This window comes from Rhodosalinus sediminis (assembly GCF_003385555.1).
Classification (GTDB): Bacteria; Pseudomonadota; Alphaproteobacteria; order Rhodobacterales; family Rhodobacteraceae; genus Rhodosalinus; species Rhodosalinus sediminis.
Window position 1 is genome coordinate 17,411 of record NZ_QOHR01000007.1, and the last position, 16,607, is coordinate 34,017.

A 16,607-nucleotide genomic window follows, 5' to 3' on the forward strand; every position below is an offset into this window, starting at 1 on the left:
AACATGGCCGAGGATCAGGCGCCCGCCGCGCGCGCGTCGCAGCCGACCGACGCGCTTCTCCGGCGGCTCGCGGAGTCGGGCGGCGCCGTGCCGCTCAGCTTCGAGTTTTTCCCGCCCCGCACCGAGGCGCGCCGCACCGCCGTCCTCGAGGCGGCGGATCACCTCGCGCCGCTGGCCGAGCACGGCTTTTCGGTGACCATGGGCGCCGGCGGCACCACGCGCACCGGCACCCACGACACCGCCGTCGCCGTGGCCGAGCGCACCGGCCGCCCGGTCACCGCGCATCTGACGGCGCTCGGGCTTTCCAAGGCGCAGGCGCTCGAGACCGCCGACCGGCTCCGGCAGGCCGGCATCCGGCGCATCCTAGCGCTCCGGGGGGACCGGCCGCGGGCGGTGCAGGGGCCGTTGCCGCCGGGCTTTCCGCATGCCTCCGACCTCGTGGCGGCCCTCAGCGCGCGCCACGACTTCGAGATCTCGGTGGCCGCGCACCCCGAAACCCACCCCGAGGCGACCTCGCCCGAGGCCGACATCGACCACCTCAAGCGCAAGCTCGACGCCGGGGCCTCCGTCGCCTACTGCCAGTTCGTACTGGACCCGGCGCTCTACGGGCGCTTCCTCGACGCCTGCGCGCGCCGCGGGATCGACGCGCCGATCGTGCCGGGGCTGATGCCGCTCGAGGGCTGGACCCGCGTGCGCAGCTTCGCGCGCGCCAACGGCGCCACGGTGCCCGACTGGCTCGACCGGCTCTTCCGCGAGGGCGAGGCGCAGCCGGAGGTCGCCCCCGCGCTCGCCGCCGCGGCGACGCTCGAACAGGCGCGCCGCCTGATCGCCTACGGGGCGCCCGCGCTCCACGTCTACACCATGAACCGCTGGCCGCTCCCCGTGGCGATCGCCCGGCTTCTGGGCCACGGGTGAGGGGGGCGCGGGCGCCGGTCAGCCCGCCGGCGCGTCGCCCGGCCCCTCGAAGAGCGGCGCCGCCGCGACCTCGCGCAGGAGATCGATGACCCCCGCGACCTGATGCTCGGCGGTCGCGCGGCCCTTCTCCGCCGTGGCGGCGGCGGCGTTCCCCACGGTGCCTGCCGGGTTCAGGTCCGAGGCGATCCAGCCGTAGCTCACCGGCCCCACCGGCGGGATCGCGCCGCCCTCCGCGCTGGAGCGGAAATCCCGCGCGGCGGCCATGTCCACCGTGTGCGGCGCGAAGGCGAGCATCAGCGAGGTCTCGACGTCGCCGCCGTGGATGCCGTGGGCGAGCTCGTGCGCGGGATACATCCCCTCCGGCGTGCCGAAGGCGCCCCACTGGCACTTCACGGCGAGCATCCCGGCGCGCACCCGAAGCTCCCGCGCGAGGATCGAGACGAGGTCGAGGTTGCCGCCGTGGCTGTTGACGAGCACGATCTTGCGCACCCCCGCCCGCGCCACGGACAGCCCGATCTCGCGCCACGCGGCCAGCGCCGTCTCCGCCGGGAGCGTCAGCGTCCCCCGCGCCCAGAGATGCTCGTTCGACTTGCCCACCGCCTGCACCGGCAGGAGGCGCAGGTCGAGATCCTCGGGGCAGGTCGCGCGCAGCCGGTCGAGCATCCCCTCCGCGATCATCGTGTCGGTGCCGAGCGGCAGATGCGGGCCGTGCTGTTCCACCGCCGCCGTGGGCAGCACGGCGATGGTGCGCATGGGATCGATCGCCGCGAGCTCCGGCGCGCGCATCTCGGTCCAGTCGAGGCGGCGGCTCATGCCGGCCCCTCCGCCCCGTAGGTCGCCGCGAGCCGCCCGCGCAGGTAGTCCGCCCCCGTGACCGGCGGGTATTTCGGCACGCCGGTTCCCGGCAGCGGCGCGATACAGGCGTCCGGGTCAGGATCGAGAAAGAAGGCGACCGAGCGCCGCGCCCGCTCGGGCGGCAGCACCCGGTGCGGCGTCGAGACGTAGGTGTCGTTCGTCCAGCGCATGAGACAATCCCCGATGTTGACGACGAAGGCGCCGGGCACATGCGCCACGTCGGTCCAGTCGCCGCCGCGCGGGCGGATCTGCAGCCCCGGCGCCCCGTCCGTCGCCAGAAGCGTGACCGAGCCGTAATCGGTGTGCGCGCCCGCGCCGATCTCTCCGGGCGTGCCCTTGGCCGGCGGATAGGACAGGAGCCGCAGCGTCGCCATCGGCGCCGAGAACCGCGGCGCGAACCAGTCCTCCGGCAGCCCGAGATCGCGCGCGAAGGCCCGGTGCAGATCGACCCCGAGCGCGAGGACCGCGTCGTAGTAGCGCAGCATCGCCGCGCGGAAGCCCGGCTGATCCGGCCAGAGGTTCACGCCGCGAAAGGGCGCCCCTGCCGCCACGCGCGGGTCGTCGGCAGCCAGGTCGAGACCGATGTTGAAGGCCTCCTTGCGGTCGGCCTGCCCCGAGGCCGGGTCCAGCGCCTCCGCGCCCTCGGCCGCCCAGCCCCGGTTGTGCGGGCTGTTCAGGATCGAGAGCGGCGCCTTCGCGGCCTCGGGAAGGGCGAAGAACCGCGCCGCCTGCGCGAAGACCTCGTCGACGAGCGATGGCGCGATCCCGTGCCCCGTCAACAGGAAGACCCCCGGGCCGCGGCAGGCGGCGCCGATCTCGCGCGCGACGCCCTCCGGGTCGGCCGCGTAGCGCGCCCAGTCGATCACCGGCGGCGTCATGCGGCCCGCGCCTCCGCGCCCCGGGCCGCGCCGCCGGTCATCCGGTCCACCCGCCGCGCCACGCGCGCGAGATGCCGCGCCCGGCTTTCGGCTGTGGAACTGTCCATCAGGTAATGCGCCGCGAAGGCGGTCCGGCAGCCCCGCGCGCAGAGCGCGCGCACGCCCCGCAGAATCGTCCGCTTGCCCGGCGCGCCGATCAGGGCGGTCAGCCACCGGCTCGCCCCGCAGGTGGTGAAGACAGCGAGGCGCCGGACATGGGTCAGCCCGGGGCGGATCGTCTCGCCCTCGCCCTCGGGCAGGACGAAGGCCGACCCGGGCAGGAGCACCCGGTCGAGCCAGCCCTTCAGCATGGCGGGCAGCCCGTACCACCACGTCGGATAGACGAAGATCAGCGTGTCGCACCACTCCAGATGCGCCACATGGGCCTCCACGCCCGCCCGGTTCTCCGGCACGCGCGCGTAGCCCGCGTGCTCGCCCGGTCCGAGCACAGGGTCGAACGCCTCGGCGTAAAGGTCGATCAGCCGCACCTCCGCGCCGGCCGCGTGCAGCCGCCCGATCACCGTGTCGCGCACGGCGGCCGTGAAGCTTCCCTGGCGCGGATGGCAGTGGACGACGAGCGCACGCATTCAGAGAGCCTCCATGGCGCGGCCGACACGGTCGAGAAAGGCCCGCCGCCGCCCCGCGTCCGCGCGGTTCATGTCGTACAGCGCGAGATACCGCGTCCGCCGCGGGCGACAGGCGTGCCGAACCGCCCGCGTCACCACCCGGCGCGGCGGATCCCCCGCGAGCGCCGCGCGCAGGCGCGTGCCGCCATACGTCGCCACCGCCGCGAGCCGCCGGACATTGGTGAGCGCCGGCCGGACCCGCCCCGCCTCGAGCCGGAAGGACACGCCCGGCAGGAACACCCGGTCCAGAAACCCCTTGAGAATCGCCGGAAAGCCGAAGTTCCAGACGGGAAACACCATGACCAGCGCCTCCGCCGCCCGGAGACGGTCGACCTGCCCCCGGACCGACGCGACGTTGGCGCCGGCGTCGTGATACGCGCGCCGCTCTGCGCGGGACAGCACGGGGTCGAAGCCCTCGGCATAGAGGTCGCAGGCGTCCACCTCCCATCCCCGCGCGTCGAGCGCCGCACGAACCCGCGCGTCGAGCGCGGCCGAGAAGCTCTCAGGACAGGGATGCGCGAAGAGCACGAGCGCCCGCGTCATGTGCCGCGCCCCGCCGCCGGCCCCGCGCGCACGGCACCGGCGGGTGCCTCCGGCGGGAGTATTTTCGCCAAGATGATGGGCCGGTAACGTCCGATTAACCGCGGCGCTGTATCCTGCGCGGTGCGGTACAGGCTGGAGAGCCGATGACCGCCCAAGGTGATGGGCCGTAGCCAGGTCGGCCTGGACCGGCACACGCCGTCCCCGCTCCGCTGCCAGCGTCCGGGCGACGCTGCGGCGGGGCGGGGCATCCCGTCTCCATCATCTTGGCGGAAATACTCTCGGGGGGTGAATGGCGCGCGTACGCGCGCCAGAGGGGGGCAGACAGCCCCCCTCGGCCGGTCGATGCGGGCGCCCCGGCTCATTCGGCCGCCCTCAGCCCGGGATAGGCGTACATCCGCTCGTAGGACCAGTCGGGGTCGTCCCAGGCGATCATCTTTCCCGGGTTCAGGAGGCCCTTGGGGTCCGCCTCCCGCTTGAAGGCGAGCTGGCGGTCGTCGACGCTTTGCCGGCCACCTTCCTCGAGCGTGTATCGGTGCGGGTTGAAGATCATCGCGCCGGCGTCCTCGTGGGCGCGCACGATCTCGTCGAGGCGGTCCTCGGTGGTGAACTTCACGAGGCTGAGGCCCGCGAACATCGCCTTGCCGTTCTCGCGCAGCACCTCGAGGTGCTGGAGCACCTCGGGCGAGAATTGCGCCCGGATGCGTTCGACAAGGGCCTTGTGGTCGGGGAAGCCGTAGCGCACCTGCAGGTAGGTGATCGACGGGTCCACCTTGAGCGCGCGCAGCGTCGTGTGGTTCCAAGTGTATTCGAAGATGCGCCCGGGCGCCTTCTCCCAGTCCGACGCGTCGGAGCGATAGACGATCCGCGCGCCGGGCGTGCGCGCGGTGAAGGTCAGGAGGCCGTCCATCGACTGCGGCGCGACCATGAGCGCGACGAGGCTCTGCCCCTCGGCGACGTGCGGGCGCACGCGCTGGAAATAGTCATGCGCGATCGGCGCCTCGAAGACCGTGGCGAGCTTGAGGAGGATCCCGTCCTCGTTGCCGAGGCCCTCGGCGTAGTCCATCGCCGGGGCGAAGTCGTCGAAGGCGACGAAGAGCTCGACCCAGTCGTAGGCCGGCGCGAGCGGCATCTCGATCTCGGTGATGATGCCGTTCGTGCCGTAGGCGTGGCTCACGCGGGCGAGCTCCTCGCCGCGGAACTCCAGCACGCGGGGCGTCTCCTCCATGGTCACGACGCGCAGGCGGATGATGTTGCCGAGGTCGCGCAGGCTCCCCCAGGTGCAGGAGCCGACGCCGCCCGACCCGCCGGCGACGAAGCCGCCGATGGTGGCGGTCGCCCAGGTGGAGGAGAACATGCGGATCTCCTGGCCCGAGTGCGCGCGGCAGTGCGCGTCGAGGTCCTTGAGCAGGATGCCGGGCTCGCAGATCACGCGGCCGGGCTGCACGTCCCGGACCCGGTTCATGTTCTGGAGGTGCATGACGCAGCCCCCGGCGAGCGGCATCGCCTGCCCGTAGTTGCCGGTGCCCGCGCCGCGGGTGGTCACGGGCACGTCGTGGGCGTAGCAGGTCGCGAGCACCTCGATCACCTCGGCCTCGTCGCGCGGCGCGACGACGAAATCGGCCTCAACGTGGTCGAGACGGGCCTTCAGGACGGGGGAGTACCAGAAGAAGTCCCGGCTCTTGGCGCGGATGGCGCTCGGGCTTTTCTCGATGTCGAGATGCGAGAGCGCCGCTTTCGCGGCGGCGACGTTGGGTTTCATGCGGTCCTCGTCAGGTGGTCCAGCTCGGAATAATCGGGCAGGCGGCGGTCGATCGCGCGCCCGTCGCGCAGCACGACGCGGTCGGCCTGCGGACGGGAGAAGAGCTCGATCCAGTCGCGCGCGCGGAAGATCACGAGATCGGCGGGCGCGCCGGGGGTGAGCGCGGGGGGCGCGATCCCCATCGCGCGGGCCGGGTGGCCGAGCACGCTTTCCACCCAGCCGGGGCCGGCGTGGTCGAGCTGGCCGATGCGCGTGGCCTCGCGCAGCACTTCCAGCATGTCGAGATCGCCGTAGGCGTAGAAGGGGTCGCGCGTGTTGTCGGAGGCGACGCTCACCCCGATGCCGCGCGCGCGCATCTCGTGCAGGAGCGTGACGCCGCGCCAGCGCGGGGTGCGCCCGGCCTGCCGGTCCTGCAGGTAGAGGTTGCACATGGGTAGGCTGACGACATGGATGCCGGCCTTCGCCACGAGGTCCAGCGTCTCGAGCGCGAAGGCCTCGTCCTGCACGGCCAGCGAACAGCAATGGCCCACCGTCACCGGTGCGTCGAAGCCGGTCTCGAGCACGGTCTCGGCGATGGTGCGCAGCGTGCCGGGGCCGGGGTCGCCGTTCTCGTCCACGTGGAAGTCGACGGCGAGGCCACGGTCGCGCGCCATGGCGAGAACCCCCTCCAGCCGCGCGCGGAACTCCGGCACCGGGTAGGTGACCATGCCGAGCACGCCCTCCGCGTCGGCCACGATGTCGGCGGTGCGCGCGAAGGGCCCCTCGGGATCGGCCCGGTCCACCGGCACGAGGCAGACGCCCTGCAGCGCGATCCGGTCCGCCCACTCCGCGCGCATCTCGCGGAAGACGGGCCAGGTGATCGCGTCCTGCGGCGGCAGGCTGTCGAGATGCGTGCGGATGGCGCGGGTGCCGTGGGCATGGGCGCAGCGCAGCGCGAAATCCATCCGCGCGCGCACGTCCCCGGCGGTCCAGCGCGCCTCGCGGTCGGCGGCGACGGCGGCGAGGGCGGAGCGAAAGGTGCCGTCCGGGTTGGGCGCGCGGTTCCAGATGTGGCCCTTGTCGAGATGGGTGTGCATGTCCACGAAGCAGGGCAGGACCATCGCGCCGCCCATCTCGACCGGCGTGCCGCCCTCGGCGACGATCCGCCCGCCGGCGATGGAGAGATCGGTGCGCGACAGGTCCTCCGCCCGCCCGAGGAGGCAGCCGGGCACGGTGACGTCGCGGAGGGTGATCGGCCCCTCTGGGAGCTGCATGAAGTCCATTCAGCGCTCCCGCGTCATCGCGCTTTCGTGCCACTTGCGCAGCATCAGGTGGCTGAGGAGCGACAGCGCCGCGAAGATCAGGACGCCGGTCGCGGCGATCAGGATCAGCGCGGCGAACATGCGGGGGATGTTCAGCCGGTAGCCCGCCTCGAGGATGCGGAAGGCGAGGCCCGAGCCGATTCCGCCGGTGCCGGCGACGTATTCCGCGACCACCGCGCCGATCAGGCTCAATCCCCCGGCGATGCGCAGCCCGCCGAGGAAGTAGGGCAGCGCCGAGGGCAACTGCAGGAAGCGCAGCCGCTGCCAGCGCGTCGCGCCGTAGATGCGGAAGAGGTCGCGCAGGTTGTGATCGGCCGAGTTGAGGCCCAGCGTCGTGTTCGACAGCACCGGGAAGAAGGCCACCAGCCACGCGCAGATCAGGAGCCCCGCGATGCGGCTGTCCACGTAGATGAAGATCAGCGGCGCGATGGCGACCACCGGCGTGACCTGCAAGATCACCGCGTAGGGATAGAAGGACATCTCCATCCAGCGGCTCTGCGTGAAGAGCACCGCGAGGCCCACGCCGCCCAGCACCGCGACGAGGAGCGCGAGCAGCGTGATCTGGAGCGTCACCAGAAGCGCGTCGAAGAGGATCGCCCAGTCCTCGATCAGCGTCCGGAAAACGAGCCCGGGGCCCGGCAGCGTGTAGTGCGGGATATCGTTCCAGACCACGATCCGGTCCCAGGCGAGCAGCGCCAGGGCCATGACCAGCACGGGCAGCACCCATTTGCCCACCCGCTCCAGCCGTCGCGCGCGGCGGCGCGCGCGCTCGTCGGCGTCGATCGTCGGGGGGGAGGCGGCGCTTTCGTCGCGTTCGGCGAGGGTCATGCAGCGTCTCCCATCGCGGCGTGCAGGGCGTCCGAGGCGTCACGGCAGTAGGCGGCGTATTCGGCCGAGGTGCGGAAGGCGTCGGTGCGCGGATAGGGCGCGTCCACCGCGAGCTCGCGGATCACGCGCCCCGGCCGCGCCGCCATCACCACGATCCGGTCCGAGAGAAAGACGCTCTCGAAGACCGAATGGGTGACGAAGACCACCGTGCAGCCGATCTTGTCCCGAAGCGCGAGCAGGTCGTCGTTGAGACGGAAGCGCGTGATCTCGTCGAGCGCGGCGAAGGGCTCGTCCATCAGCACGAGCCGCGGCCGGGTCACCAGCGCCCGCGCGATGGAGACCCGCATCTTCATGCCGCCCGACAACTCGCGCGGATAGGCGGTCTGGAACTTCTCCAGCCCGACGAGGCGCAGCGCCTCGAGCACCTCGTCCTTGACGGCGGCGTAGCTTTTCCCGCGCAGGCGCAGCGGCAGCCAGATGTTCTGCGCCACGGTCGCCCAGGGCATCAGCGTCGGCTCCTGGAAGACGACGCCGAGGTCGCCCTCCTCCTGCCCGCCGTCCCAGGCGATGCGCCCGCGCGAGGGATGCGAGAGCCCGGCGAGCAGGCGCAGCGCCGTGGACTTGCCGCAGCCCGACGGCCCGAGCAGCGAGATGAAGTCGCCCTCGCGCACGTCGAGGGACATGCCCTTCAGCGCGACGACGTCGCCGTTGAAGACCTTGTCCACGCCCTGCATGCGCAGGAGCGGGGGGCGCGCGGCGGCGGCCCCGGACGGGGCGGGCGCGGCCTGTCTGGCTGGCTCGGACGGCACGATAGTCCTCCGGTCGGGCCGGGGCGGCGCGCCGCCCCGGCGCAGGGTCTCAGTTCGAGGGCTTGAGCTCCATGCCCACGCCCCGGTTGACGAACTCGGTGGTGTAGGCCGCCTCGATGTCGAGGCCCGCCTCGATCACGCCGGCCTCCACCATCTTGTCGTAGAAGTCCGCGATCATCGCCGGGTCCATCGCCATGATCCCGTCCTCGAGCGCCTGCCCGCTGTCCACGATGCCCCATTCCTTCATCTTGGCGCGGGCGTAGGCGAGCTTGTCCGGCGTCATGTCCGGGTTGTCGGCGAGGATCAGCTCGTTCGCCGCGGAGGGATCGCCGTACAGGTAGGTGTACCAGCCCTTCGCCGAGCCCTCGACGAAGCATTCGACCACCTCGGGCCGCTCCTCGATCGTGTCGGCCATGGTCTCGATCGTGGTGGCGTAGCTCGTGAAGCCCGCGTCCGCGATCAGGAAGACCTCCGGCTCGATGCCGGCTTCCTTCTCGACCATGTAGGGCTCGGAGGAGAGATAGCCCTGCATCCCCTTGGTCTCGTCCGCGATGAAGGGCGCGGGGTTGAAGGTGTAGGGCTCGCGCTGCTCGGAGGTGAAGCCGTATTCCGAGATCATCCACTGGTAGTAGCTGGTGAAGCCGTTGTCGCCGATGAGCAGCGTCAGGTCCTTCAGGTCCTCGAAGGTCTCGGCCTTGCCCGGATGCGCGAGGATGACCTGCGGGTGCTTCTGGAAGGTGGCGCCGACGACCGTGACGGGGATGTCCTGCGCGACCGCGTTGAAGGCCTGCAGCATGTCGCCGCCCATGTGGAAATCCATCTTGCCGGCGAGCATCAGCGCGCGGTTGTTCACCTGCGGGCCGCCCGGCATGATCTCGACGTCGAGCCCGCAGGCCTCGTAGGTGCCGTCGGCCACCGACTGGTAGAAGCCGCCGTGCTCGGCCTGCGCGAGCCAGTTGGTGCCGAAGACGACCGTCTCGCTTTCCGCGCCGGCCGCGCCCGCGGCGAGCGCGAGCGCCGCGGCGCCGGCTGCTGTTCGCGTCAGTTCCATCGCGCCCTCCTCTGTTGGACGACCCCACCGTCACGAGCGCGCCGGGGTCACGAAAGGGCGCGCCCCACGCCGCGGGGGGCGCGCCCGGAAGCGACGCCCATCTTTTGTGCGGCGCGCGTCCATTTGCCGCGTTTTTGCGCGACCGGACTTCCCGTTCGGCCGCCGCGCGGTGCAGCGTGCCCCCGAGACACCACGCGGAGGCCCTCATGCAGACCCTCGATCCCACGGGAATCGCCCCGCCCTTCGCCCGCTACGCGCACGGGGTCGTCGCGGACCCCGGCGCGCGGGTGATCGCCCTCAGCGGGCAGCTCGGCCTCGCACCGGACGGCACCGTGCCCGAAGGCGCGGAGGCGCAGGCGCGCATCTGTTTCGCCAACCTCGACGCGATCCTCGCCGAGGCGGGCGCGACGCGCGGGCACGTCCTGCGGCTGACCGCTTATGTCACCGCGCGCGATCACATGTCCGGCTACATGGCCGCGCGCGACGCCTGGCTCGCCGATCTGGCGCAGGTGCCGGCCTCGACGCTCCTGATCATCGCCGGCTTCACGCGGCCGGAGTTCGTGGTGGAGGTGGAGGCCCTCGCGGCGCTGCCGGGATAGGCCGGGCGCCCCGCGGGCGGCCCCGGGCTACTCCGCACCCAGCGACGCCACCACGGGGAAGTGATCCGAGGCGATGCGCGCGGCCGCGCTCTGGTGGACATGCGCCGCGCCCCCGAGGCCGGGCGAAAGGATGAAGCGATCGAGCGCGAAGCGCGGCATCCGCGTGTGGAAGCTGAGCCCCGCGCCGAGGATGCGCGCGCCCTCGGCGAAGGGGGCGAGGGTGCCCACCTCGCGCGGCTCGTTCAGGTCGCCCGCGATCACCCAGCGCGTCGCGCCCTCGGCCCGGATCGCCTCCACCAGACGGGCGACCGCCACCCGGCGGAAGGTCGCCACCAGCGGCAGGTGACAGCCCACGAGGAAGAGCTCCCCGTCCGGCAGCCCGAGCCGGGCGAGCACCGCGCCGCGCGGCTCGAGCCCCGGCAGGTCGATCGCGTCCAGATCCAGCAGCGCGACATGCGGCGCGAGCGCGATGGTGTTGCCGTGAAAGCCCGTCCGCCCCAGCCCGACGCTCGGATCGAGCAGTCGCAGGCCCGCGTGCGCCTCCATCGAGGCCTGCGAGAGGACGGCGCGGCGGGGCGGCACGCGGGTGTCCACCTCCTGCAGCACGGCGACGTCCGGCGCGATCTCGGCCAGCACCTCGACGATGCGCGCCGGGTCGCGGCGCCGGTCGAGGCCGACGGCCTTGCGGATGTTGTAGCTGGCGAGGCGGAAACGGGCGGGCCGCTCCGGCAGGGCGGGGGTCATGGACATGCCCCAGAGGCTATAACAGGCACACCGTCCCGCAGGCCAGCGCCGGAAAGACGTTGCAATCGGCGCGTGTCTGGCCTTTGTCCGGACGGGTGCGCGATACGACGGACATCCCGGAGGCGCCGGACCGGATCGGCCCCGTGCTCGTGCTGCGGCGCGTCGCCGGCGGGCGGGCAGAGCTCGCGGCGCTGGTGCTGCGGCCCGAGGGCGAGACGCCCGGGCCGATCACGGCGGAGGGCGCGACCGTCGCGCCGCGCCGGCGCGCCGCCTGCGACGGGGTGGCGGCCTATCGCTACGACCTCTCGCTGCCGGTGGACAGCGCGACCGGCTACCGCTTCGAGGGGCGCGATTACCCGGTCTCCACGGATGTGTCGGGCGAGATGCGGATCGCCTTCGTCTCCTGCAACGGGGAGGAGCACGGCGACCTTTCCCGCGCCCCGGCCGAACGCGACGCGATGTGGGCGCGCCTCGGCGCGCGCCACCGGGCGGCGCCCTTCAGCCTGCTCCTGCACGGGGGCGATCAGCTCTACGCCGACGAGGTGACCGGGGCGCATCCCGCCACCCGGGACTGGCCGCGCGCGGCGCGGCGCGCGCTGGCGCCGGAGACCCTCGCGGAGGCGGCCGATGCGCTGCGGCGCGCCTACTGGGCGCGCTACCGCGATGCGCTGGCGCGGCCGGACGTCGCGTGGCTCGCCGCGCGGGTGCCCTCGCTCGCCATCTGGGACGACCACGACATCTGCGACGGCTGGGGCTCGCTCCTGCACGGGGAGGAGCGCACGCCGCTCGGCCGGGCGCTCTTCGCCGCCGCGCGCGAGGCTTATCTGCTGTTCCAGCACGCCACGGTCGCGGGCGACCTGCCGCCGGGCCGCCTCGATCCCACGGGCGCGCAACTCGGCTGGCGGGTGGATCTGCCCGGGCTCACGCTGATCGCGCCGGACCTGCGCAGCGAGCGCACGCGCCGCCGCATCATGTCGCCGGAGGCGCGCGGCGCGCTGCGCGCCTCGCTCGCCGCGGGCGCGGCGGAGCGGGTGCTCCTGATCTCCAGCGTGCCGCTTCTGGGCCCCCGGCTCTCGCTCGTGGAGCGGGCGATGCGGCTGACGCCGTGGATGGAGAAATACGAGGACGACCTGCGCGACCAGTGGCAGAGCTACGCCCACCGCGCCGAGTGGCGGCGGATGCTGCGCGCCTTGGCCCGGCTGCACGAGGCGGGCCACGCCGTCACGGTGCTTTCGGGCGAGATCCACCTCGCGACGCGGGCCGAGATGGCGACCGCGGCGGGGCCGCTCCATCAGCTGGTGGCCTCCGGCGTCGCGCATCGCGCGCCGCCCCGGGCCTATGCCGACGTGCTCGGCACGCTGGCCCGCTTCGGCGAGACGCCCGTGCCCGGCCACCCGATCCGCCTGGGCCCGCTGCCGGGCGCGCGGCGGATCTACACCGCGGAGCGCAACGTCCTGATCCTGCGCAGGGCCAGCGGCGCATGGCGCGCCGCCTGGGACCTCGAGGCGAGCGGGGAGACCCCGGAGCTCACCCTCTGAGCCAAGGCTCAGACGTAGTAGGTGTCGCGGAAGACGTGGTGCACGATCTCCTCGCGGCGGATGCCACGCTCGGCCAGTTCGGCGTCGGTCAGCGACTGCAGGTAGTCCACCTGCCGCAGCCGGCGGTCCGAGGCCGCGACCGTGGTGAAGAATTCTCCGATCGCGGCGAAGAGGGCAGAAAGCCCGCGGCGCGGCGCGGCGGAAGCATTGGAATGTGCGGCGATGTCAGCCATTGTCGGAAACTCCGTCAGGGTTGTGACCGTTTCCTCCCTTGGCCCATGACATAGAGCCCCCCCGCCCGCAGAACCACAGGCGGTGCCGCATACCCGGCCCGCATCCGGTGCAGGGCTCGCCGCTCAGCTCTCGCCCGTCAGCTCTCGCCCATCAGGTCTCGTCGGTGCCGGTGGCGGGCATCGCCGGCGGCGTGGAGGGCTGGCGCCGCGCCCTCGAGGGCGCCGGCGCGTCGCTGCTCGCCACGAGGCGGGGCTTGGCCGGGGCGGTCGGCTTCGCCGCCGGTTTCGCGGCCGGTTTGGCGGCCGGCTTGCGCCGCGGCGCGCCCGTGCGCGCGGTCTTTCGCGCCGGCTTCGGTTCGCGCTCGGCCGCGGCCGCCGGCTGCGCCGCGGCCGCGGCGTGGGCGCTGGCGAACTCCATCATGCTGCGCGCGAAGACGGTGGCGCAGTGCATCTGCATCGCCACGGCGTAGCCCGAGGCCCGCATCATGGCGAAGCTCAGCGTGAAGGGATCGTTGTACGGTTTCATGACGCCTCCCGGTCTGGACGCGCTCGGCCCTGTGTGCGGCGGTGCAGGCGAAGGCGCACGACCGCGGCGGCTGATTCGCGCGTGTGTCGAAAGATACCGCAGCGATGCGTCAGGGCCATGACGGCGCACCGCGGTACACGCGATCTTTATCGCACGGCGGCCCTCCGCGACCCAAGACCTTCGCCCGTCGGCCCGCCGTGGCCGCGCCAGTTGCCCGAATTTTCCGCACTCATGCCCCGGACGCCCGGCGCGGGACGCTGCCAATATTTTACCGATTGATAAAAAAAGAGGGCTGTGAGAGCGTTTCCCCAACGACAACGACGCAACAGCGGAGGCCCGGAATGAAACCGAACGCGCTGGCCGAGGGGGTCCGCCCCGGCCGCCTCGATCCCTCCTCGCTCGCCGAGGGGTTCTGCGACGTCCACCCACCCCTCACCCCGCACGAGGCCGCGGTGGCCGCGGATCGCTGCTATTTCTGCCACGACGCGCCCTGCATCGCGGCCTGCCCGACCGAGATCGACATCCCGCTCTTCATCCGCCAGATCGCGACCGGCACGCCCGAGGCGGCGGCGAAGACCATCTTCGAGCAGAACATCCTCGGCGGCATGTGCGCGCGCGTCTGCCCGGTCGAGACGCTCTGCGAGCAGGCCTGCGTGCGCGAGACCGCCGAGCACGAGCCGGTCGAGATCGGCCGGCTTCAGCGCTACGCCACCGACACGCTGATGGCGGCGGACGTCCACCCCTTCGAGCGCGCGGCGGCCACGGGCAAGCGTATCGCCGTGGTCGGCGCCGGGCCCGCCGGGCTCGCCTGCGCGCATCGCCTCGCGATGAAAGGCCACGACGTGGTGATCTACGACGCGCGGGAGAAGCCGGGCGGGCTCAACGAATACGGCATCGCCGCCTACAAGACGGTGGACGGCTTCGCCGAGCGCGAGGTCGCGTGGCTCCTGCAGATCGGCGGCATCCGGCTGGAGCAGGGGCGCGCGCTCGGCCGCGACGTGACGCTCGAGGAGCTGCGCGCGGATCACGACGCGGTCTTTCTCGGCACGGGGCTCGGGGCCGTGAACGCCCTCGGCCTCGACGGGGAGGACCGGGACGGCGTGGAGGACGCCGTGGATTTCATCGCCGAGCTGCGCCAGGCCGAGGACCTCGCCGCGCTGCCCATCGGGCGCGACGTGGTGGTGATCGGCGGCGGCATGACGGCCGTGGACGCGGCGGTGCAGGCGAAGCTCCTCGGCGCGCTCAACGTGACCATGGTCTATCGCCGCGGGCGCGACCGCATGAACGCGAGCCGCAAGGAACAGGACCACGCCACGACGCGGGGCGTGCGGATCGTCACCAACGCGGTGCCCGTCGCGGTGCACGGCAACGGCGCGGTGCGCGAGGTGGAGTTCGAGTTCGTCGAGGATGACCTGACGCCGACCGGCGAGCGCTTCCGCCTGACCGCCGATCAGGTGTTCAAGGCGATCGGCCAGCGCCTCGACGGCGCGGCGCTGCCCGCGACCGAGCGCGGCAAGATCGCCGTGACCGACGCGGGCCGCACCAGCGTCGACGGCGTCTGGGCCGGCGGCGACTGCGCGGCGGGGGGCGACGACCTGACCGTGACGGCGGTGGCCGAGGGCCGCGACGCCGCCGAGGACATCCACGCGGCGCTCACGCGCTGACGCGCGCGCCGACCGACAGGGAGACAAGCAGAATGGCCAATCTCGCCACGGATTTCGTCGGGATCAAATCCCCCAACCCCTTCTGGCTGGCCTCCGCACCGCCCACGGACAAGGAATACAACGTCCGCCGCGCCTTCGAGGCGGGCTGGGGCGGCGTCGTCTGGAAGACGCTCGGCCTGGACCCGCACATCGTGAACGTCAACGGCCCGCGCTACGGCGCGGTCTGGGGGCCGGACCGGCGGCTTCTGGGGATGAACAACATCGAGCTCATCACCGACCGCCCGCTCGAGACCAACCTCGAGGAGATCAAGGCGGTCAAGCGCGACTACCCCGACCGCGCGATGATCGTCTCGCTCATGGTCCCCTGCGAGGAGGAGCCCTGGGCCTGGATCCTGAAGAAGGTCGAGGAGACCGGCGCCGACGGGGTGGAGCTCAACTTCGGCTGCCCGCACGGCATGAGCGAGCGCGGCATGGGCTCGGCCGTGGGGCAGGTGCCGGAGTACATCGAGATGGTCACCCGCTGGTGCAAGGCGAACACCCGGATGCCGGTGATCGTGAAGCTCACGCCCAATGTCGCCGACATCCGCAAGCCCGCCGCCGCCGCGCACGCCGGCGGCGCGGACGCGGTGAGCCTGATCAACACGGTGAACTCGATCACCGGGGTGGACCTCGACCTCTTCGCGCCGGAGCCGACGATCGACGGCAAGGGCGCGCACGGCGGCTACTGCGGCCCGGCCGTGAAGCCCATCGCGCTCAACATGGTGGCCGAGATCAAGCGCACCGCGGAGATCGGCCGCCTGCCGGTCAGCGGCATCGGCGGCGTCACCACATGGCGCGACGCGGCGGAGTTCCTCGCCCTCGGCGCGGGCAACGTGCAGGTCTGCACCGCGGCGATGACCTACGGCTTCAAGGTCGTCGAGGAGATGATCTCGGGCCTGTCGCAGTATCTCGACGAGAAGGAGATGGACTCGGTCCGGGATCTCGTCGGGCGCGCGGTGCCGAACGTGGTCGACTGGCAGGATCTGAACCTCAACTACGTCACCAAGGCGCGCATCGATCAGGACGCCTGCATCAAGTGCGGCCGCTGCTTCGCCGCCTGCGAGGACACGAGCCATCAGGCGATCACCATGTCGCCCGACCGCGTCTTCGAGGTGAACGACGCGGAATGCGTGGCCTGCAACCTCTGCGTCAACGTCTGCCCGGTGGAGGACTGCATCACCATGGTCCGCCTGCCCGCGGGCGAGACCGACCCGCGCACCGGCGCGGTGGTGCGCGACGACTACGCCAACTGGACGACGCATCCCAACAACCCGGCCGCCAAGGCCGCGGAGTGAGCCCGGCGCTGCCATTTTTCGTACGAAAAATGGCAGCGCCCCCGCCGAGCTGCGGATGCGCCCGGGGCATCGGAGATTTTTCGTACGAAAAATCTCCCCCGCGGCGCGCTTTCAGCAGACGACGCGCATGTGGCCCGGGTTGCAGATGATGACGAACTGCCCCCCGCATTCGATCAGGTGAAAGCCGCGGGCGCGCACGGCTGCGACGAAGGCGTCGCGCCCGACCTCGCGCTCCACGTCGCGGACCGCGCGGCGCAGCACGCCGCCGCGCCGGGCGGTCTTCGCCTCGAAGAGCCGGCGCAGCCACGCCGCGTTGCACCCCTGCGGGAGAGAGCCGTCGTCCAACATGCCGCGCAGTCTGCCGC

General features: G+C 72.4%; 18 protein-coding genes. 5 read left to right on the plus strand and 13 right to left on the minus strand.

From position 1 onward, the window contains the following. The first annotated feature begins 3 nt into the window (after window positions 1–3). Complete coding sequence (locus tag DRV84_RS07545; protein ID WP_115979282.1) at window positions 4–915, plus strand: methylenetetrahydrofolate reductase; 912 nt, start codon at window positions 4–6, stop codon at window positions 913–915. A gap of 18 nt (window positions 916–933) precedes the next feature. Here DRV84_RS07545 and DRV84_RS07550 read toward each other — a convergent pair whose 3' ends face one another. From DRV84_RS07550 to DRV84_RS07590, 9 genes are all read right to left on the minus strand, one after another. Next, window positions 934–1,728, minus strand: a complete 795-nt coding sequence (locus DRV84_RS07550) for a creatininase family protein (protein WP_115979283.1) — start codon at window positions 1,726–1,728, stop codon at window positions 934–936. Next, window positions 1,725–2,648 carry an isopenicillin N synthase family dioxygenase gene (locus DRV84_RS07555; RefSeq protein ID WP_115979284.1) on the minus strand — a complete coding sequence of 308 codons (924 nt, stop codon included), beginning with the start codon at window positions 2,646–2,648 and terminating at the stop codon, window positions 1,725–1,727. The genes DRV84_RS07550 and DRV84_RS07555 overlap by 4 nt, the downstream gene beginning before the upstream one ends. Further along, window positions 2,645–3,274: an NAD(P)H-dependent oxidoreductase gene (locus tag DRV84_RS07560; RefSeq protein WP_115979285.1), complete on the minus strand. Its 630-nt coding sequence runs from the start codon at window positions 3,272–3,274 to the stop codon at window positions 2,645–2,647. Before DRV84_RS07560 ends, DRV84_RS07555 begins: the two co-directional genes overlap by 4 nt. Continuing rightward, window positions 3,275–3,856: an NAD(P)H-dependent oxidoreductase gene (locus DRV84_RS07565; RefSeq protein WP_115979286.1), complete on the minus strand. Its 582-nt coding sequence runs from the start codon at window positions 3,854–3,856 to the stop codon at window positions 3,275–3,277. It lies immediately after the preceding gene. Window positions 3,857–4,214: 358 nt separating this feature from the next. After that, window positions 4,215–5,615: an FAD-binding oxidoreductase gene (locus DRV84_RS07570; RefSeq protein ID WP_115979287.1), complete on the minus strand. Its 1,401-nt coding sequence runs from the start codon at window positions 5,613–5,615 to the stop codon at window positions 4,215–4,217. After that, window positions 5,612–6,877 carry a cytosine deaminase gene (locus DRV84_RS07575; RefSeq protein ID WP_115979288.1) on the minus strand — a complete coding sequence of 422 codons (1,266 nt, stop codon included), beginning with the start codon at window positions 6,875–6,877 and terminating at the stop codon, window positions 5,612–5,614. Before DRV84_RS07575 ends, DRV84_RS07570 begins: the two co-directional genes overlap by 4 nt. Next, window positions 6,878–7,744: an ABC transporter permease gene (locus tag DRV84_RS07580; RefSeq protein WP_115979289.1), complete on the minus strand. Its 867-nt coding sequence runs from the start codon at window positions 7,742–7,744 to the stop codon at window positions 6,878–6,880. Beyond that, window positions 7,741–8,478 (minus strand): ABC transporter ATP-binding protein, encoded by a 738-nt coding sequence (locus tag DRV84_RS07585; protein ID WP_115979290.1) that lies wholly within the window; start codon window positions 8,476–8,478, stop codon window positions 7,741–7,743. Before DRV84_RS07585 ends, DRV84_RS07580 begins: the two co-directional genes overlap by 4 nt. Before the next feature lie 124 nt (window positions 8,479–8,602). Then, on the minus strand, window positions 8,603–9,604 hold the full coding sequence (locus DRV84_RS07590; RefSeq protein WP_115979291.1) for an ABC transporter substrate-binding protein: 1,002 nt from the start codon (window positions 9,602–9,604) through the stop codon (window positions 8,603–8,605). A gap of 206 nt (window positions 9,605–9,810) precedes the next feature. Between DRV84_RS07590 and DRV84_RS07595 the strand changes: the two genes are divergently transcribed. Then, window positions 9,811–10,203 carry a RidA family protein gene (locus tag DRV84_RS07595; RefSeq protein WP_115979292.1) on the plus strand — a complete coding sequence of 131 codons (393 nt, stop codon included), beginning with the start codon at window positions 9,811–9,813 and terminating at the stop codon, window positions 10,201–10,203. Window positions 10,204–10,230: 27 nt separating this feature from the next. On the opposite strand, the gene DRV84_RS07600 is transcribed toward DRV84_RS07595, so the two are convergent. Further along, a complete protein-coding gene (locus DRV84_RS07600) occupies window positions 10,231–10,953 on the minus strand; it encodes an endonuclease/exonuclease/phosphatase family protein (protein ID WP_115979293.1) in 723 nt (240 codons plus the stop codon). An 89-nt stretch (window positions 10,954–11,042) separates the two neighbouring features. Between DRV84_RS07600 and DRV84_RS07605 the strand changes: the two genes are divergently transcribed. Next, a complete protein-coding gene (locus tag DRV84_RS07605; RefSeq protein WP_239995019.1) occupies window positions 11,043–12,485 on the plus strand; it encodes an alkaline phosphatase D family protein in 1,443 nt (480 codons plus the stop codon). Between the two features lie 8 nt (window positions 12,486–12,493). Here the strand turns inward: DRV84_RS07605 and DRV84_RS07610 are convergent, their stop codons facing one another. Beyond that, entirely contained in the window at window positions 12,494–12,718 is a 225-nt protein-coding gene (locus tag DRV84_RS07610) for a DUF1127 domain-containing protein (RefSeq protein ID WP_115979294.1), read from the minus strand. A gap of 151 nt (window positions 12,719–12,869) precedes the next feature. Further along, window positions 12,870–13,244 carry a hypothetical protein gene (locus tag DRV84_RS16150; protein ID WP_192881406.1) on the minus strand — a complete coding sequence of 125 codons (375 nt, stop codon included), beginning with the start codon at window positions 13,242–13,244 and terminating at the stop codon, window positions 12,870–12,872. Between the two features lie 341 nt (window positions 13,245–13,585). Between DRV84_RS16150 and DRV84_RS07620 the strand changes: the two genes are divergently transcribed. Next, entirely contained in the window at window positions 13,586–14,908 is a 1,323-nt protein-coding gene (locus DRV84_RS07620) for an NAD(P)-dependent oxidoreductase (RefSeq protein WP_115979295.1), read from the plus strand. A 32-nt stretch (window positions 14,909–14,940) separates the two neighbouring features. Next, the gene (gene preA, locus DRV84_RS07625) at window positions 14,941–16,242 is read left to right on the plus strand and encodes an NAD-dependent dihydropyrimidine dehydrogenase subunit PreA (RefSeq protein WP_115979296.1); all 1,302 of its coding nucleotides are present in this window, start codon (window positions 14,941–14,943) and stop codon (window positions 16,240–16,242) included. 111 nt (window positions 16,243–16,353) lie between these two features. Here preA and DRV84_RS07630 read toward each other — a convergent pair whose 3' ends face one another. Further along, window positions 16,354–16,590 carry a hypothetical protein gene (locus DRV84_RS07630; RefSeq protein WP_115979297.1) on the minus strand — a complete coding sequence of 79 codons (237 nt, stop codon included), beginning with the start codon at window positions 16,588–16,590 and terminating at the stop codon, window positions 16,354–16,356. Window positions 16,591–16,607: the final 17 nt, after the last annotated feature.

Excerpts from the sequence above, each read along its gene's own strand:
- DRV84_RS07545 (WP_115979282.1), top strand. The coding sequence starts at position 4 with ATGGCCGAGGATCAGGCGCCCGCCGCGCGCGCGTCGCAGCCGACCGAC.
- DRV84_RS07550 (WP_115979283.1), bottom strand. The coding sequence starts at position 1,728 with ATGAGCCGCCGCCTCGACTGGACCGAGATGCGCGCGCCGGAGCTCGCG.
- DRV84_RS07555 (WP_115979284.1), bottom strand. The coding sequence starts at position 2,648 with ATGACGCCGCCGGTGATCGACTGGGCGCGCTACGCGGCCGACCCGGAG.
- DRV84_RS07560 (WP_115979285.1), bottom strand. The coding sequence starts at position 3,274 with ATGCGTGCGCTCGTCGTCCACTGCCATCCGCGCCAGGGAAGCTTCACG.
- DRV84_RS07565 (WP_115979286.1), bottom strand. The coding sequence starts at position 3,856 with ATGACGCGGGCGCTCGTGCTCTTCGCGCATCCCTGTCCTGAGAGCTTC.
- DRV84_RS07570 (WP_115979287.1), bottom strand. The coding sequence starts at position 5,615 with ATGAAACCCAACGTCGCCGCCGCGAAAGCGGCGCTCTCGCATCTCGAC.
- DRV84_RS07575 (WP_115979288.1), bottom strand. The coding sequence starts at position 6,877 with ATGGACTTCATGCAGCTCCCAGAGGGGCCGATCACCCTCCGCGACGTC.
- DRV84_RS07580 (WP_115979289.1), bottom strand. The coding sequence starts at position 7,744 with ATGACCCTCGCCGAACGCGACGAAAGCGCCGCCTCCCCCCCGACGATC.
- DRV84_RS07585 (WP_115979290.1), bottom strand. The coding sequence starts at position 8,478 with ATGCAGGGCGTGGACAAGGTCTTCAACGGCGACGTCGTCGCGCTGAAG.
- DRV84_RS07590 (WP_115979291.1), bottom strand. The coding sequence starts at position 9,604 with ATGGAACTGACGCGAACAGCAGCCGGCGCCGCGGCGCTCGCGCTCGCC.
- DRV84_RS07595 (WP_115979292.1), top strand. The coding sequence starts at position 9,811 with ATGCAGACCCTCGATCCCACGGGAATCGCCCCGCCCTTCGCCCGCTAC.
- DRV84_RS07600 (WP_115979293.1), bottom strand. The coding sequence starts at position 10,953 with ATGTCCATGACCCCCGCCCTGCCGGAGCGGCCCGCCCGTTTCCGCCTC.
- DRV84_RS07610 (WP_115979294.1), bottom strand. The coding sequence starts at position 12,718 with ATGGCTGACATCGCCGCACATTCCAATGCTTCCGCCGCGCCGCGCCGC.
- DRV84_RS16150 (WP_192881406.1), bottom strand. The coding sequence starts at position 13,244 with ATGAAACCGTACAACGATCCCTTCACGCTGAGCTTCGCCATGATGCGG.
- DRV84_RS07620 (WP_115979295.1), top strand. The coding sequence starts at position 13,586 with ATGAAACCGAACGCGCTGGCCGAGGGGGTCCGCCCCGGCCGCCTCGAT.
- preA (WP_115979296.1), top strand. The coding sequence starts at position 14,941 with ATGGCCAATCTCGCCACGGATTTCGTCGGGATCAAATCCCCCAACCCC.
- DRV84_RS07630 (WP_115979297.1), bottom strand. The coding sequence starts at position 16,590 with ATGTTGGACGACGGCTCTCTCCCGCAGGGGTGCAACGCGGCGTGGCTG.